Raw genomic sequence first — 15,564 nt, 5'->3', positions numbered from 1 at the left:
TGGCTTGCCAGGCAAGGACATTCAGGTGATTACATGAACGAATTCAATTTTCTAGACCCATTTCAATCCTTCAACGTACCTTTGGGCCAATGGGTAGAAGTTGCCCTGAATTTTCTGGTTCATAATTTCCGCGAGGTTTTCCGCTCGATAAGATGGCCAATCGACCAAGTACTTAATGGTATTCAGTTCGGATTGTTGGCTATTCCTCCGTCAATATTCATTATTATTGCAACGCTTTTCGGCTGGCAGATAGGAGGGAAAAAGATAGGGATACTTTGTTTCGTCACCCTCACCCTCTTAGGAGTGATCGGCGTATGGAATGACGCCATGATCACCCTCGCCCTGGTACTCACTTCACTGTTTTTTTGTGCAGTTATTGGCATTCCGCTGGGCGTCCTGTGTGCCCGGAGTGACCGACTGGAGATGCTTCTGCGGCCGGTACTCGATGCAATGCAAACACTGCCTGCATTTGTTTATCTGGTACCCGTGGTGATGCTGTTTGGCATCGGCAACGTACCGGGAGTACTGGTCACAATCATCTTTTCAGTAGCACCACTGGTCAGGCTCACCAATCTGGGAATTCGCCAGGTACCCGAGGACAAGGTCGAAGCAGCCCGGGCTTTCGGATGCACCCCGCGCCAAATGCTGAGGCGGGTCCAACTTCCTTTAGCTGCACCGACGATCATGGCGGGTCTGAATCAGGCATTAATGTTGTCACTTTCCATGGTGGTGATCGCATCAATGATTTCGGTTGGCGGGTTGGGGATGATGGTACTTCGCGGGATTGGCCGCCTTGATATGGGCTTGGCAACAGTCGGTGGATTGGGGCTGGTATTGCTGGCGATTTTCCTCGACCGACTGACCCAGGCAATGGGCGAACGCAGTAACAGGGCAACCAAAGGTGAGCACTGGTACCAGACAGGCCCGGCGGGTGTCATTTATCGCCTGAAGAGAAAAAACGCTGTTACGAAAATAGAAGTCAGTCCCAAAGAGAGCTAACTCCGCTAAGCGGCGCGTCGTGAACCAAAAGAAATGCCAACTTCTTTAATCCAGCCAAGGCAAACGATAATGAACTTCACAACCTTCGGAATAAAACAGAAATTTATTCACTCTGTGGCGCTTTTAGTACTAGCGGTTTCCCCTGTTTTCGCATCAGCCGCCACGGCGCAGGAGCCCGGAAAAGGGGTATCGATCACCCCAATTTTCCCGTCAATTGCCGAAGAGCGATTTCGCGGAGAGATTGCAATGGCGGGGCTCAAGGAATTGGGCTACGACGTTCAGACTCCGAAGGAAACCGAATACTCCACCATGATGATTGCGATTGCCAATGGTGACGCTGATTTCTCGGTTCATCTGTGGGAGGAGCTACACAAATCTTTCTACGAGAAGGCCGGCGGCGATGACACGATGGTGAAAACCGGCAATATTATGCCGGGCGTATTACAGGGCTACATGATCGATAAGAAAACGGCTGACGAGTATCACATCACCTCTATCGATGATTTGAAAAAGCCAGAGATTGCCAAGCTGTTCGATAGTAATGGCGACGGTAAAGCGGACCTGACAGGTTGCAACCCCGGCTGGGGCTGTGAGCTGATCATTGCCCACCATATGAAAGCCTATGGCTTGGAAAAGACCGTTTCCAATAACCAGGGCTCCTATTTTGCCCTGATGGCTGACACCATTGCTCGTTACAAAGAAGGCAAGCCGGTTCTCTATTACACCTGGGTACCTCAGTGGATCTCCGGTGTTCTGGTCGAAGGTAAAGACGTGGTTTGGTTAACCGTGCCGCGTACGGATCTCCCTGGTGGCAAAAACGATGTCAACACTACCTTCAATGGTAAAAACCTTGGTTTCGCGGTAGACAGTGTCAAAGCGGTCATCAACAAAGAGTTCGCAGAGAAAAACCCGGCAGCCGTGAAGTATCTGTCTGAAATGCAGATCACTACCGACGATGAAAGCGCGCAAAATCTCAAAATGCACAATGGTGAAAAAAGTGCAGCTGATATCACTCGCCACGCTAAAGAATGGATCGCGGCTCATCGCGCGAAATACGACAGCTGGCTGGCAGACGCACGAGCAGCGGCTAATACCGCCACCGCAAAAAAATAGTCCCTTTATTTAAATCTGCATAAAAAGTTGCTCTTCCACGGGCAACTTTCTCATCCGTTTCGGCGTTCATCATTCAGGAATCATGAAATGCAGTTGTATTCATTCGTCCAGAATTTCAGTTACCAGGACGCGCCCCTGCATACACGCGAGTTGGTTAAAACTTGCCTGCTCGACATCATTGGTGTGGCCGCCGGTGCTCGCGACAATCAAACCAGCGCAATGCTCAAAACCTACGCTGACACCCACTACGCTGCCAACAAGCTGTCCAGCCGCCTTTGGTTCGACGGCAGAGCCGTACATCCATTGGGTGCCGCGTACGCAGGCGGTTTCTGCGTTGATAGCCTGGATGCACACGAAGGTCACTTCACATCCAAGGGGCATGCGGGTGCAACCGTTGTCCCGGCCATTGTTGCATTGGTAGACGCGTATCGCAGTCAGGGCAAAGACATCAGCGGCGAAGAGTTCCTCAGCGCACTGTGCATCGGTTACGAGACCGCCTTGCGGGCCGGTCAGGCATTGATGGCCACTGCCCCTGAATATCATGCCTCAGGTGCCTTTTCCGGGATCGGGGTCGTTTGCGCCGGCGCCCGCCTGCTGAAGCTTGATGAAACGACGTTCCGTCATGCGCTGGGGATCGCGGAATACTTTGGCCCGAGGTGTCCGATGATGCGCCTGGTGAGCTTTCCAACGATGTTGCGTGATGCCCACGGTGCCGGGGCGTATGCCGGACTGAACGCACTACTGATGGCACAGATAGGTGTCACTGGCGCTCCAGCCGCCACCGTTGAACCTTTGGAGATTTCCACTTTCTGGCAGGACATCGGAACCCGTTGGGAAATCGATGAGCAATATTTCAAGCCTTGGCCGGTATGTCGCTGGGCGCAACCGGCACTCACGGCCATGACCGATTTGATGCGAGCACATCCAGTCATCACTGCGGAGTTGATCGAGACCATAGATGTCGAAACATTCCATGAGTCTGTGTGCTTGCAGGGGCATTTTCCGAAGAATGCGGACGAAGCGCAGTATGCGCTGGCGTTCCCGCTGGCTGCCTTGATCGTTCGCGGGAAGCTGGGGCCAAAAGAGGTCACCGGGGATTCCATTCATGCGCCAGACATCTTGAGCATCAGCGAGAAAATAACCCTACATGAGGCGCCTGACCTGTCCGCCAGGTTCCCGGAGGAAATTCTGTCCCGCGTCACGGTTACCCTGAAAGACGGCACGCGACTTACGAGCCCAACCGCGACGGCCAAGGGCGATCCCGGCAACCCTATGTCGAGTGACGAACTCACCGCTAAATACCATTTACTGGCTGATGACAGCTTGGGAACCACTCTCAGCAATGCCATCAAGAACAGTGTTGAAGCATTGCCCGGTAGTGATAACTGCCAAGCATTCTTTGATTTGTTGCTGTCCGCTCCAAATACCGCCGCCTAGATTCCGCAAAGTGTTCTCAGCTATTCGTTCAGGTGTCAAAGAGGATTTATGCCATTCGTATTCGAGAGTGTGCTCAAGGAAAAAAACATGGGGTACTCCTATACGGCGGAGAAACCAACAAAGCCGCAGGCGGTGACTCGTGTAGCTTTCGTGCTTTTGAACAATTTCTCGATGATGTCGTTCACCGGCGCTATCGATGCGCTGGTGACCGCCAACCTGATTAGCGAAACACCAGCGTTTGAGGTGTTGACTGTTGGCATCAAGAGCCGTCTGGTAATGAGCGATCTGGGAATTGCGATTTCAGCAGACCTGGAGCTACCACAACTACCGGATCGTATCGACGTTCTCATCGTTGCCGGTGGTTTGCGAGTGAAGCTGATCAGCGACCCGCTATTACGGCGCAAGCTACGTAACGTCGCCTCTCTTGGCGCGACCATGGGAGGTTTGTGGAACGGTGCATTTTTCCTGGCGGAAGCTCAGCTAATGGACGGTGTCGAGTGCGCCTTCCATCCAGATGGGCGAGCGATGATGGAGGATGTTTTCCCCAAAGTCCTGGTCTCTTGTCGAACTCACGTAATAGACAGAAACCGTATCACGTGCGCTGGCGCCAGCAGCTCGTTACGCATGATGCTGGAGCTCATCACCGCTAAACAAGGCGTGTCGCTGACCCATGCTGTCGAGGAAATACTCAGTTGTGATCAAACCACTGAAGTCTCTGGGATATCGACTGTCATAGTTGACTCTGACCCCACCTTGCCACAAACCCTGAAGCTCGCTTTAGAACTGATGCAAAAGAACATAGAAGAGCCGTTATCGATCGACGAGCTGGCTGAGTGTGTGAACATTTCCCGACGACAATTAGAGCGTCGCTTCTGCCGTTTCGTGGGTGCCACGCCCACACGCTACTACCTTGAGCTGCGTTTGACGCGTGCGCGTCAGCTTATTCTGCAGAGCAATCGGCCCATCACTGATATCGCTATTGCGACCGGCTTTTGTAGTTTTGCCAATTTTCATATGCGATTTCGTGACTTCTTTGGCGTCGCGCCGAGTAGTTATAGAGCGACATATGAGCGCAGGCGCTAAGTTTTCCGTAACCAAGGCACGCGAAAAACATACGAAACCCACACTGTCTAAGCCGAGTAAACGATGGCTAGGATTATCGATAAGGATTACCGAGAATTATGAATGCCCCATCGCCGGTGTTGGTACCCACGGCTAACCACAGCGAGCGGATGTCTACACGCATGGCCTTCCTTATCGCGGGTTTACTCATGTCCGCATGGGCGCCTCTGGTCCCATTGGTTAAAGCCCGCGCTGGCTTGGACGATGGTGGCCTGGGGTTGCTGCTGCTTGGCCTGGGCGGTGGTTCAATTGTGGCCATGCCCTTCGCTGGTTATCTCACTGCACACTATGGATGCCGCCAGGTCGTAATCTGGGCGACGATTGTCTTGTGTGCCGTTCTTCCGCTGTTGAGCACCTTGATGTGGCTGCCGGGTATGGTCATTGCTGTCATTATCTTCGGTGCCAGCATGGGCATGCTTGATTGCGCCATGAACATACAGTCAGTCATCGTCGAGAAAAACAGCGGGCAGGCACTTCAGTCCGGCTTCCATGGCCTTTACAGCGTCGGAGGCATATTGGGCGCCGGGGCGATGACCGCTCTGCTGACCTTGGGCCTGCATCCGTTAATTGCTGCGCTCTGCATCGTTGCCACAGTTTTGGGAGCGCTTTACAAGGCAGCTCCTGCTTTGCTGACTTATGGCACTGAACGGGGCGGACCAATGTTCGCGGTGCCCAAGGGTATCGTGCTGTTTTTAGGTGCGCTCTGTTTCATCGTCTTCCTCACTGAAGGCGCAATCCTCGACTGGAGCGCGGTTTTCCTTGTCTCGAGCCGAGGGTTAGAGCCGAGTATCGCAGGCTTGGGCTATGCATCCTTCGCCGCTGCGATGACAGTGGGCCGCCTGACAGGAGATGCCATCGTCAGCAAACTAGGCGGCGTGCGCGTCGTTGCGCTTGGCGGACTCTGCGCAGCCGCAGGCATGATCGTGTCGCTTGGAATCGATGGCTGGGCCGCGTCCTTGATTGGCTACGCTCTGGTCGGTGCTGGATGCTCAAACATTGTCCCTGTGCTCTTTACTGCTGTAGGCCGCCAGCAACGGATGCCACAGGCGGTAGCCATCCCCGCTGTCATCTCGATGGGCTACGCGGGAATTCTGATAGGGCCCGTATTTATCGGGGCGGTCGCCCATCTGAGCACCTTGTCATTCGCTCTTGGCTGCGTAAGTTTTTTGCTGGTTTTTGTCAGTACGACAGCTCGATTACTTCGAAACTAACCTGATTTTTTCAGACGCGATTTCAGCATTGGGCATTGCGAATCGAGCTCAATCGTTCAGAAAACCGGGAGACATCACGATGGATGTATTGCTGAATTATCAAAGGGACCTGCCAAGTATGTTCAAGAGGTAAAAGGTCATGCAGTCGTACCCACTGACGTCGGAACAAAGACTCCTGCTACAGGGAGTGGTGATGCGGGAGGCACTCCTGCGAATCCTTGCCCGGCCTTCTCAAGTGATTGGGGTTGATGGCGTGGATACAGAAATCTGTGTTCGCTCCTTGAGCAATGCGCGCCTGGACATCGGCTTGCCTCCTTTCTCGGGCACTCCCCTGCCCGAGAGCCTGGAACCCACGATTGCGCGGGCATTGACGGATGCTCCCCGAACGGAACGGGACTTCAAGATTCTGCTTTCGGCTCTTGAGGCCCTGCTGTCCAGTAGTCGCTGGATAAAGCGATCCGCTGCAGAAGGGGACGATGATGCTTTCGAAGAAAAGCACCGACATGCGCTGATTCTCGGCAAGGGCGCACTGCTTGAATGTTCGACTATGACAGTGGGGTTGGCGGTAATGGAGCCCGATCTTTGCTATCCGTACCACAAGCATCCTCCGGCAGAGTTTTATGTCGTTTTATCGGAAGGTTACTGGTACCGAGAAGATGTCGGCTGGTGGAATCCCGGTCCGGGCGGCGTGGTGTTCAACCCACCATCGGCTGTCCATTCCATGAGGTCAACCGACAAGCCGTTGCTGGCACTTTGGGGACTTTGTCATGCAGTGGATTGATGCACCGACAATCAGCAGATTGCTCGACTACCCAAGCTTATGTGCCGATTTCGCCCATGGCCAAAAGCGTCCAGCGCTCGCCTGGCACATCGAGGCTTCTGGCAATCGGACCCGGATAAATAACTGTCGCTCGCCATTTAGTTAGCGCCTGAAAGCATGTGTTTCGCCCGCAAGAGCCCTAATTGTTGGCACCGATGCCGAGATGTCACGGACCCAGTCTGTTCCTCTCGAACCATTGCCTATGCGGGATTTGTGCAGATTTAGAGGTGGGTCAGTCTTGCTTCAACTCGTGGGTCAATTCGGCGCCGGCGTCAACAATCTATGTGTTCCCCTGCGGCTCACTGACTGGTGACAACGGCAATGATGCAATTATCTCAGCGTGGCAAACCTCGAGTATTTCATCAGCCAGAGAAGAATCATCCGGGCAGGCGCGCGACAACATGACCGCACCGATTGCATGCGCCAGCATGTCGATCATTTTTGCCCGTACCCCATCCTGCGGTGCGTCTTGCCTCGCTTTGTACTTTTCTTCGAGCGCTGCCAGCGTGCTTTCTACCCCGCTGGCAAAGGTGGCTTTCAACTCATCTGATTGACGCGCAGCGTCTCCACAAAGGGCCGCCATGGTGCAACCGCTGCCCCTGCCGTCTCGGTGATCCCTCGACACATACAAATCAATGAACTCAGCAACTTCGAGACCTTCGGAACTGGTCAGCGAATGCGAAAGACTGTTCGCTGCCGCTTCAGCCATCAAATCAGCCTTGGAGCCGAAGTGCTTGTAGAAACCGCCTTGCGTAAATCCGGCTGCTGCCATGAGTTCGGCCACCCCCACGCCATCGTAGCCTCGCTCGCGAAACAGCTCTGAAGCCGTCTCAACAATGTGAATTCTATTGGCGAGTGATTGCGCCTTGGTGATCTTCATTTCCTGCGCCTCTGCATCTCAAAGCAATGCCCTCATCATACTCTGATGTCGATCATAATCAAAAGCGTTGACAGTTTTGAGTGTGATCGACATCATAAATGCGCCAACGCGAATATTCCCTGGCACGGCGCATGTCGCCTTCATTAATCAACGAGTATGGAAACGATATGAACGATAAGACGTTATTTGAGCCGTACCCGCTCGGCTCGCTGACACTTTCCAACAGAATCGTGATGGCTCCGCTGACGCGTAACCGTGCGGGAGAAGGCTTTGTCCCGAGCGAGTTCGCTGCAACCTATTACAGCCAGAGAGCCTCTACAGGCCTGTTGATCTCCGAAGCCTCGCAGATCTCGCAGCAGGGACAGGGCTACCAGGATACGCCCGGTATCTACACGCAGGCGCAGATTGATGGCTGGCGCAAGGTCACCGATGCCGTCCACGCAAAAGGCGGACGAATTTTCCTGCAACTGTGGCATGTCGGACGCGTATCGCACGTTGACCTGCAGGAGAACGGTGCCGCTCCGGTAGCACCCTCCGCTCTCCGTCCCGCGACCAAGGTGTTCGTCAATAATAGCTTCGTGGACGTTTCAGAGCCGCGAGCGCTTGATATCAGCGAGCTTCCTGGGATCGTTAATGATTTTCGCCAAGCGGCGGCAAATGCCACCGCTGCGGGATTCGATGGCGTAGAGATCCACGGCGCAAACGGCTATTTGCTGGATCAGTTTGTCAAGGACGGTGCCAATATCCGCACCGATGCCTATGGTGGCTCGATTGAAAACCGCGCTCGCCTACTGCTGGAAGTGACGGCAGCGGTAGTAAACGAGGTCGGAGCAGAACGCACAGGCATACGTATATCGCCAGTTTCGCCAGCCAATGGTGTCTCCAGCAGCGAACCGCAGGCCCAGTTTGACTACATTGTCGACCAACTCGATGCCTTGGGCATTGTGTACCTCCATGTGGTCGAAGGCGCGACTGGCGGGCCGCGCGATATTGCGCCCTTCGACTTTGGTTCTTTGCGCCAACGCTTCAAAAACACCTACATCGCGAACAATGGCTACGACGTGAATTTGGCCACCTCTCAACTCAACGATGACAAGGCTGACTTGATCGCCTTTGGACGTCCCTTCATAGGTAACCCGGACTTGGTGGAGCGCCTTAAAACCGCTGCCTCTTTGTCGGCATTCGATCCTGCGACCTTGTATGGCGGCGGTGCTGAAGGCTACATCGACTATCCAACCCTTGCTGAATCCAGTACCCGGCACCGCTAAAAATCACGTCTGCGCACGTCCTCCGGACACCACGCATGACTCGCCTATCGATATCCGAAACTGAGGATCAATTCATGAGCATCCCTACCACCGTTCTCATTACCGGCGCCTCCACTGGCATCGGCGCTACCTATGCCGAGCGCTTTGCACAGCGCGGGCACGACCTCGTACTGGTTGCCCGCGACAAAGAGCGGCTGGATGCTCTTGCAGCGCGGCTGCGTGAGAAACACAACATCACCATTGATGTTCTCCAGGCTGACCTGACCCAAATCAGCGATTTGACCACGGTTGAGGCTCGCCTGCGCGACGACGCCAGTATTGGCATCCTGGTGAACAATGCAGGCGCCGCACAATCCGGCAGCTTTATCGAACAATCCACCAACAGCGTTGCTCAGTTGGTTACGCTCAACACTACCGCACTGGTACGGCTTGCCAGCGCCATCGCCCCACGCCTGGCACAAGCCGGAAACGGCGCGATTATCAACATAGGCTCGGTCGTTGGCCTGGCACCGGAGTTCGGGATGACGGTCTACGGCGCGACCAAGGCTTTTGTGCTGTTTCTTTCTCAAGGCATGAGCCTGGAACTGTCGCCCAAAGGCGTCTACGTGCAAGCCGTTCTGCCGGCAGCCACTCGCACCGAAATCTGGGAGCGAGCGGGCATCGATATCAATACCCTCAGTGACGTCATGGAAGTGGGTGATCTGGTCGATGCTGCGCTGGTCGGTTTTGATCGTCGCGAACCGGTGACCATTCCGCCGTTACAAGACGCCGCTCGTTGGGATGCTCTGCAGGCTGCACGCCAAGGTTTGCTTTCTGAGATCCGCCAATCTGCAGTCGCTGAGCGCTATCAATCCAAGGCGTAATTGTCACGCAGCAGGCTACTGATTAGGCATTCCTTGATGTAAAGGCGCTTGCTGCAGATTTTCTTATATTCACCTGGACGCCCCTCATCAGGGCACGGTGCGCACATGATCGTTGAAGCCACAAATCGTGACCTTGGATCGCCAGCGCAGTTCGTCTGCGCGGCGAACCAGCGGGTGACCGTCGAAGGAACAGCATTTGCCTACCGGGACTTGGGGCCGAGAGACGGGTTGCCGCTCGTTCTGTTGAATCATTGGGGCGCAGTCCTGGATAACTTCGACCCACGCATCCTCGATGGACTGGCCCGCACCCGGCGAATCATTGCCACTGACTATCGGGGAATCGGCGCATCTGGTGGAACCGCCCCGTTGACCGCCAGTGAGATGGCGAACGATGCCATCGCCGTGATCCGCGCTCTGGGATTCGAAAAAGTCGACCTGCTGGGCTTTTCATTAGGTGGATTTGTTGCACAGGACATCGCGCTGAAAGCCCCTGAGCTGGTGCGCAAACTTATTCTGACCGGTACCGGGCCGGCGGGCGGCCAAGGTATCGACAAGGTGTGGTCTGTGTCGTGGCCGTTGATGCTTAAGGGTCTCCTGACATTGCGCGACCCGAAGTTTTACCTTTTCTTCACGGCTACAGCCAATGGGCGAAAGGCTGCCAAGGATTTTTTAAATCGCCTGAAGGAGCGTGAGAAAGATCGAGACAAAAATCCAACGCCTGGCGCCTTCATGCGGCAACTGAAGGCGATTCACTCCTGGGGCCGGCAACAGCCACAGGATCTCAGCCACATCCAGATACCCACGCTGATCGTAAACGGTGATAACGACATCATGGTTCCCACTGTGAACTCTGCCGATTTGGCGAACCGTATTCCAAATTCGCAACTGATCATTTATCCCGACGCGGGGCATGGCGGGATCTTCCAGTATCACGCTGATTTCGTGATGAGAGCGACTGCTTTCTTGAATGCCTGAACGTCTATTCAGCTCGCCGCACAGCAGCATGCGAGGTTGCGTGCATGCTGCCATCCCATTGAGACCATGAGAACTGAATCATGAAAGCCTTCCTGATCGACCGTTACGGCAAGACTCATGGACGTATTGGCGAGGTACCGGTACCTGAACTGGGAGTCAACGACGTCCTGGTTGAAGTGCATGCCAGTAGCGTCAACGTGCTGGATTCGAAGATCAGCAAAGGTGAATTCAAGCTGATCCTGCCGTATTCATTCCCTTTGATTATGGGTAATGACCTAGCCGGCGTCGTCGTTCGCGTGGGGTCAGGCGTGCGCCACTTCAAGCCGGGTGACGAAGTCTATGCCCGCCCACCCGAATCGCGCATTGGTGCCTTCGCAGAGCTGATTGCAGTGGAGCAAAGTGCCCTCGCGCTGAAACCGAAAAATATCACCATGCAAGAAGCTGCTTCTCTTCCCTTGGTTGCGCTGACCGCCTGGCAGGTGCTGGTTGAAACAGCCCGGTTGAAAAAGGGGCAAAAAGTCTTTATCCACGCGGGTTCCGGTGGTGTCGGCACAATTGCCATCCAGCTTGCAAAGCATCTGGGTGCTTTCGTTGCCACTACGACCAGCACAAGTAACGTGGATTGGGTCAAGGCGTTAGGGGCGGACGTTGTCATCGACTACAAGCGGCAAAACTTCGAAAACGTCTTGAGCGACTACGATGTCGTATTGAACAGCCTAGGCCCTGTCGACCTGGAAAAATCACTCAGCATTCTCAAGCCTGGTGGCCAGCTTATCTCCATCTCTGGGCCACCGACGGCAGAGTTCGCAAAAGAACAAAAGCTGTTCTGGGGACTGGGTTGGGTCATGCGTCTGTTGAGCAGCGGCATACGCAGAAAAGCCCGCAAACAGGACGTCAGATATGCGTTCGTATTCATGCGTGCGAGCGGTACTCAATTGAAGAAAATCACTGCGCTTGTCGAGTCCGGAGTTATCACACCTGTAATCGACCGAACCTTCCCGTTTGAGTCAACGGCTGAGGCATTGAGCTATGTCGAACGGGGCAGAGCCAAAGGTAAGGTGATCATCAAGCTCATATGACTACAACTGACACTCGATAACTGGAACTCGGGACGAGGGTTCATATCGTTTGCAGATAGACGTATGCGAGCAGGTTAGGAAAATAGGGTAATGACTGTCGAGAATTTGAAGACACGTAAATCCGTGCTGCCCGCCTGAATCAGCTCAAGTTCAAGGTCAAATGGGCAGCGTCGACTTTCGTTTCCACCCTTGTCCCAAACATGTCCAGTGGAGGCTTCGATCCAAGCCCGCGAATCAGCGAGGACCTCCATTTTTTCGCAGCGGCTACGTCGCCTGCTAACAGGGTAAGGGTTTCTTGAAAAACCGTGATCAATGCGATTAAGCGATCGGGGTGTTAAAGCAGCCTGCTTACTGGGCATCGCAGGACTCTATAGATCTCAGAAACCACCTGCATCGTTGCTTCTTCAATCGTTCCTTCATTACGGCATAAAACCCAGCCGTGATCTGCAATCGCTCGCTCGAACGCCTTGGTACAAGCGACATGTTCTTCCAGCTTATGGATCACAGTACTGCTCAGCCCACGCCGTCGTGCCGCTGCCCTCGCCCATGAAATATCAGGGGCGGTAACAACCCCGACATGCAGGTCTGGCACTCGCACGTTTCGATCAATGTTCAACTGTAGAATCTCTGAAAACGGGACTATCCGGCGAAACGCGGCATCAGACGGGTACCAGCGATCGATCAAGATGATGCTGCCTGGTGGCTGTTTAGCCAGCACGTGCTGGGAAATCCAGGTACGGCTATCAGCAAAGCGCTCACAAACCCCCAACTCCAAATCCCGGGTGGGATTTCTGACGAGTTTGTTAACGAGGGTCATTGTTTCACCCCTATAGGGATCGCTTTTTTTCTCGCAAAGTCGGATCACCTTTTTGTTGTCTGCCCTCAGTACTTTCGTAACGGCCTCCAACAGTGTGGTTTTGCCGGTTCCTTTGGGCCCATCTAGAGAAACAAAAAGCGGACGATTCATTCTTCAAATATCGATTGATATACGGTTTTTTTGCCCGGTTCGTTCGCTGGAACCGCTTGGCGCGACTACGCGAATCGAGTGGTGGACCCTTATGAGCAGAGATTGATGAGCACTCTAACTTAGTTTCTGGCTAACCGGTCTCAAAATCCAGGGTTACGGCCGCTTATGAACACCAGATTGCATTACAACTTTGTCATTGTGCTGTTCGTCGGCTGTTGGAGTTGCCTTGTTACCGTGAACTCACTGCCGGCGGCAGCGACCTCGGCGTGACGCAGGAAGCTGGAGTAGACGCACAAGCAGCATAGCCCCAGCTATTCCAAAGCCTATGGCGCTCTTTATGTTTTTATTGGAGTCAGTGCTTTCGACTGTCAGATCCTTAAACTCGGAGACGAGGAAGCTTTTCCCTAGGCGCGGCTTAAGGGTCGGAATCTGAAACTGCTCATCGCCGCGGATGGGTTTCAAGCTGACGTTACTGATTGGCGGCCCATGGCTGAAACGCGTCACGCCGAAGGGGGGCAGCCTTGCCGCCGACTTCGAGAGACTTCTGAGGCTTGATTTCGAGCATATCGTAGGCGCTCACGGAGAGCTCTTGCATGATGCAGCCCAACCTATGCTTAAAGCGGCAATTGCTAAGGCCTTGCGAGATTGAACGGGTGATAGTCTGCTTGCGACGTATGCGTCCGGGCAACACTCCTTTCCTGAGTCCGACGCTTGAGGCGATGGTTTCCATCAAATCCGCGGACACCATCACGTACTCAATGAGAGTGAACTGGTCGACCTCCCCCCGTGGATGACGCGAGTCACTCCAGTAGATAAATCAACTGGGGCTCAATTGAAGTCGCAGAGACCTCAAGCAGGGCCAGCGTTACTGGCAGCTTGAAGCGTCGTCGTCCCGCACTGCCAGGATTGAGGTAAAGCTGCTCACCACGCCATTCTATGCATGGCTTGTGGGAGTGGCCGGTGATCACCAGCTTTATGCCAGGATCGAGCACGACCGGGACATCGACAATGTCATGCACCAACAGCGTCTGCCATCCGTTGACGTCGAAACGTAGAAAATCAGGGAGATTTTCTGCCCATGGCGCGTCTTGGTCATTGTTGCCGCGTACGACGTGCAGAGACGCGATAGTCGCCAGTTGATCAAGAATCTGCGGGCTACCAATGTCACCCGCGTGAATGATCAGCTCACTTCCCACCAGTGCAGCTTGAGCTTCGGGGCGGAGCAAACCATGGGTATCGGAAATCACGCCGACTTTCATGCTGTCTCCAGATATGGTTCAGATTGCCCCTATCGTACGCCAGTAATCGATCAAGGCCGGTCACGCGAGTTTGATGGCACTACCCTGGATATCATCGCGCGCCATTCGTAAGTCATTAGCATCCTGGTTGAGCTGATGAATCAAGTTGAGCAACCGTTGGCGCAGCACTTCGTCTTGGATCTGCTCAGCAGCACGCATCACATCAAGCGCCGCTGCCTCATTGTGAGAGGCAACGGCGTCGAGCAGTTTACGCATGCTTCTTGATGGCCGATTCATCTATAGCACCTCTGAGTTTTCAGTGACGCTAATCATAGGGGCTGAATGTTTCGTCAACGTTTCAGTGCACGAATCGATTTTGTGGTGCCTTCGTTTCGTGGGGCAGGTGCATGATTTCCCAAAACTACTTCAACCGCCCCGCCCCATCCAGCCAACCTCGCGCGCCTTTCTGCAACCATTCGGTCGCCGCGGGATTGTGTTTGATGCGGCTGTCCAGAAACGCCACACCAATTGCCTGAATCGCAGCAACTTGCTTGGGATCCGGGGCCGGCTCGCCCACCATCCGGCTATGCAAACCGCCGTCGGATTTGGCGCCGCGCTTGTGCCCTCTACCTTTGGAAGTATCGCCGGACGAATCGCTGCCCTTGTCGGTCTTTTTAACCGGCCGGTTGAACAACTCGGTACCGGACAGGGTCTTGTGCGTCGCGTTGTCCAGTTCCAACTGAACACTGCCCGCCACCGTAACTGACTCGCCCAACACTTGTCGCTGGCGATAAGAACTGACCCAGTTGAACGGATCTTCATCCTCCTGACCGGTCATCGACAGCACGGGCGCCGACATATGGGCGAACACTTCTCGCCCGGCACCGGCTTCCACATAAGGGCTGAGCAGCAACACCGCTTTGGGCTGAATCGCGACGCCCGACGTAGCGCCAGGTTCCAGCGCCCCGGCCAGTGCCTCAGCGCTCTGCGCCCCAATATCAAAGCCGGCCACCACGACTTGGTTCCAGTCAATGGCAGCCAGTTGCGCGTCTCCTTTCGCGGCCCGTGCCCGAACCTCGGTCAGAACTTTCTGCAATGTAGACAGCCTGTCGCGTAAGGCGGTGGCGGTGTAATGACTGCTCGCCACCCCACGGAAGTCGCCATCCAACGCCTGCGCCGACGCAAAAATCGAATGATCATAGGTGTGCCCCTGAACAGACAGCACCGCATAACCAGCTTGCGCCCAAGCCTTGCGCCACGTGACTCCGCCCGAGGCCGGCTCCCCCAATCCCGGCAGGTAAATAATCAGCGGCAAGCGCTCATGGGTAGCCGGCGCCAACCACGCAACATCCACCGATTGCTGATCGAGTTGCCAGATAGCGCCCCAGCCAGCCGTTTCGTTGCAGGACGGTTGATAGGCGGTGGTCAGCTCTTTATTGACCAGCTCGGTGAATTTGGTACGCGGGTCTGGCGGATCGCCCGCACAACCAGAGATCAATCCCAGACTACCCACCAAGGCGCCCACAGCTAGCCAGTACCGAGGTTGAAGGTTCATTCGATTCACAAAGTCGTCCAGATCAAGATGGCTGGCA

General features: G+C 54.6%; 15 protein-coding genes and 1 pseudogene. 10 read left to right on the top strand and 6 right to left on the bottom strand.

The genetic code is table 11. The annotated features are described in order from the left end of the window. The first annotated feature begins 33 nt into the window (after positions 1 to 33). From proW to ACM6IR_RS14190, 6 genes are all read left to right on the top strand, one after another. The gene (gene proW, locus ACM6IR_RS14215) at positions 34 to 999 is read left to right on the top strand and encodes a glycine betaine/L-proline ABC transporter permease ProW (RefSeq protein ID WP_414908295.1); all 966 of its coding nucleotides are present in this window, start codon (positions 34 to 36) and stop codon (positions 997 to 999) included. Between the two features lie 69 nt (positions 1,000 to 1,068). After that, positions 1,069 to 2,112: a glycine betaine/L-proline ABC transporter substrate-binding protein ProX gene (gene proX / locus ACM6IR_RS14210; RefSeq protein WP_414908294.1), complete on the top strand. Its 1,044-nt coding sequence runs from the start codon at positions 1,069 to 1,071 to the stop codon at positions 2,110 to 2,112. Between the two features lie 87 nt (positions 2,113 to 2,199). Further along, positions 2,200 to 3,549, top strand: a complete 1,350-nt coding sequence (locus ACM6IR_RS14205; RefSeq protein ID WP_414908366.1) for an MmgE/PrpD family protein — start codon at positions 2,200 to 2,202, stop codon at positions 3,547 to 3,549. A 48-nt stretch (positions 3,550 to 3,597) separates the two neighbouring features. Continuing rightward, the gene (locus ACM6IR_RS14200; protein ID WP_414908293.1) at positions 3,598 to 4,632 is read left to right on the top strand and encodes a GlxA family transcriptional regulator; all 1,035 of its coding nucleotides are present in this window, start codon (positions 3,598 to 3,600) and stop codon (positions 4,630 to 4,632) included. A 98-nt stretch (positions 4,633 to 4,730) separates the two neighbouring features. Then, positions 4,731 to 5,882, top strand: coding sequence for an MFS transporter (locus ACM6IR_RS14195; protein WP_414908292.1), 1,152 nt, complete (start codon positions 4,731 to 4,733; stop codon positions 5,880 to 5,882). A gap of 193 nt (positions 5,883 to 6,075) precedes the next feature. Continuing rightward, complete coding sequence (locus tag ACM6IR_RS14190) at positions 6,076 to 6,663, top strand: dimethylsulfonioproprionate lyase family protein (protein WP_414908291.1); 588 nt, start codon at positions 6,076 to 6,078, stop codon at positions 6,661 to 6,663. A gap of 319 nt (positions 6,664 to 6,982) precedes the next feature. On the opposite strand, the gene ACM6IR_RS14185 is transcribed toward ACM6IR_RS14190, so the two are convergent. Continuing rightward, a complete protein-coding gene (locus ACM6IR_RS14185; protein WP_414908290.1) occupies positions 6,983 to 7,582 on the bottom strand; it encodes a TetR/AcrR family transcriptional regulator in 600 nt (199 codons plus the stop codon). 167 nt (positions 7,583 to 7,749) lie between these two features. Here ACM6IR_RS14185 and ACM6IR_RS14180 point away from each other — a divergent pair, with 167 nt between their 5' ends. From ACM6IR_RS14180 to ACM6IR_RS14165, 4 genes are all read left to right on the top strand, one after another. After that, positions 7,750 to 8,850, top strand: coding sequence for an alkene reductase (locus tag ACM6IR_RS14180; protein WP_414908365.1), 1,101 nt, complete (start codon positions 7,750 to 7,752; stop codon positions 8,848 to 8,850). Positions 8,851 to 8,924: 74 nt separating this feature from the next. Next, positions 8,925 to 9,713 (top strand): SDR family NAD(P)-dependent oxidoreductase, encoded by a 789-nt coding sequence (locus tag ACM6IR_RS14175; RefSeq protein WP_414908289.1) that lies wholly within the window; start codon positions 8,925 to 8,927, stop codon positions 9,711 to 9,713. Positions 9,714 to 9,818: 105 nt separating this feature from the next. Beyond that, entirely contained in the window at positions 9,819 to 10,688 is an 870-nt protein-coding gene (locus ACM6IR_RS14170; protein WP_414908288.1) for an alpha/beta fold hydrolase, read from the top strand. 80 nt (positions 10,689 to 10,768) lie between these two features. Further along, a complete protein-coding gene (locus ACM6IR_RS14165) occupies positions 10,769 to 11,767 on the top strand; it encodes an NADP-dependent oxidoreductase (RefSeq protein WP_414908287.1) in 999 nt (332 codons plus the stop codon). 334 nt (positions 11,768 to 12,101) lie between these two features. On the opposite strand, the gene ACM6IR_RS14160 is transcribed toward ACM6IR_RS14165, so the two are convergent. The 5 genes and pseudogenes from ACM6IR_RS14160 to ACM6IR_RS14140 form a co-directional block, all read right to left on the bottom strand. Further along, complete coding sequence (locus ACM6IR_RS14160; protein ID WP_414908286.1) at positions 12,102 to 12,734, bottom strand: dTMP kinase; 633 nt, start codon at positions 12,732 to 12,734, stop codon at positions 12,102 to 12,104. 22 nt (positions 12,735 to 12,756) lie between these two features. Continuing rightward, positions 12,757 to 12,837: pseudogene (locus ACM6IR_RS14155) on the bottom strand (hypothetical protein); the annotation flags it as partial. A 697-nt stretch (positions 12,838 to 13,534) separates the two neighbouring features. Continuing rightward, on the bottom strand, positions 13,535 to 13,993 hold the full coding sequence (locus ACM6IR_RS14150; RefSeq protein ID WP_414908285.1) for a metallophosphoesterase family protein: 459 nt from the start codon (positions 13,991 to 13,993) through the stop codon (positions 13,535 to 13,537). A gap of 60 nt (positions 13,994 to 14,053) precedes the next feature. Beyond that, complete coding sequence (locus tag ACM6IR_RS14145; protein ID WP_414908284.1) at positions 14,054 to 14,269, bottom strand: hypothetical protein; 216 nt, start codon at positions 14,267 to 14,269, stop codon at positions 14,054 to 14,056. Positions 14,270 to 14,393: 124 nt separating this feature from the next. Further along, entirely contained in the window at positions 14,394 to 15,527 is a 1,134-nt protein-coding gene (locus ACM6IR_RS14140) for an alpha/beta hydrolase (protein WP_414908283.1), read from the bottom strand. Between the last annotated feature and the right edge of the window lie 37 nt (positions 15,528 to 15,564).

Origin of the sequence: Pseudomonas sp. IT-P253 (assembly GCF_949768125.1) — a bacterium.
In the GTDB taxonomy this organism is placed as follows: Bacteria; Pseudomonadota; Gammaproteobacteria; order Pseudomonadales; family Pseudomonadaceae; genus Aquipseudomonas.
This window is presented reverse-complemented; position numbering and strand designations above follow the sequence as displayed.

Coding starts and splice junctions, on each gene's coding strand:
- ACM6IR_RS14140 (WP_414908283.1), bottom strand. CDS start 15,527: ATGAACCTTCAACCTCGGTACTGGCTAGCTGTGGGCGCCTTGGTGGGT.
- ACM6IR_RS14160 (WP_414908286.1), bottom strand. CDS start 12,734: ATGAATCGTCCGCTTTTTGTTTCTCTAGATGGGCCCAAAGGAACCGGC.
- ACM6IR_RS14175 (WP_414908289.1), top strand. CDS start 8,925: ATGAGCATCCCTACCACCGTTCTCATTACCGGCGCCTCCACTGGCATC.
- ACM6IR_RS14195 (WP_414908292.1), top strand. CDS start 4,731: ATGAATGCCCCATCGCCGGTGTTGGTACCCACGGCTAACCACAGCGAG.
- ACM6IR_RS14165 (WP_414908287.1), top strand. CDS start 10,769: ATGAAAGCCTTCCTGATCGACCGTTACGGCAAGACTCATGGACGTATT.
- ACM6IR_RS14145 (WP_414908284.1), bottom strand. CDS start 14,269: ATGAATCGGCCATCAAGAAGCATGCGTAAACTGCTCGACGCCGTTGCC.
- ACM6IR_RS14190 (WP_414908291.1), top strand. CDS start 6,076: ATGCGGGAGGCACTCCTGCGAATCCTTGCCCGGCCTTCTCAAGTGATT.
- proW (WP_414908295.1), top strand. CDS start 34: ATGAACGAATTCAATTTTCTAGACCCATTTCAATCCTTCAACGTACCT.
- ACM6IR_RS14180 (WP_414908365.1), top strand. CDS start 7,750: ATGAACGATAAGACGTTATTTGAGCCGTACCCGCTCGGCTCGCTGACA.
- ACM6IR_RS14185 (WP_414908290.1), bottom strand. CDS start 7,582: ATGAAGATCACCAAGGCGCAATCACTCGCCAATAGAATTCACATTGTT.
- proX (WP_414908294.1), top strand. CDS start 1,069: ATGAACTTCACAACCTTCGGAATAAAACAGAAATTTATTCACTCTGTG.
- ACM6IR_RS14205 (WP_414908366.1), top strand. CDS start 2,200: ATGCAGTTGTATTCATTCGTCCAGAATTTCAGTTACCAGGACGCGCCC.
- ACM6IR_RS14170 (WP_414908288.1), top strand. CDS start 9,819: ATGATCGTTGAAGCCACAAATCGTGACCTTGGATCGCCAGCGCAGTTC.
- ACM6IR_RS14200 (WP_414908293.1), top strand. CDS start 3,598: ATGCCATTCGTATTCGAGAGTGTGCTCAAGGAAAAAAACATGGGGTAC.
- ACM6IR_RS14150 (WP_414908285.1), bottom strand. CDS start 13,993: ATGAAAGTCGGCGTGATTTCCGATACCCATGGTTTGCTCCGCCCCGAA.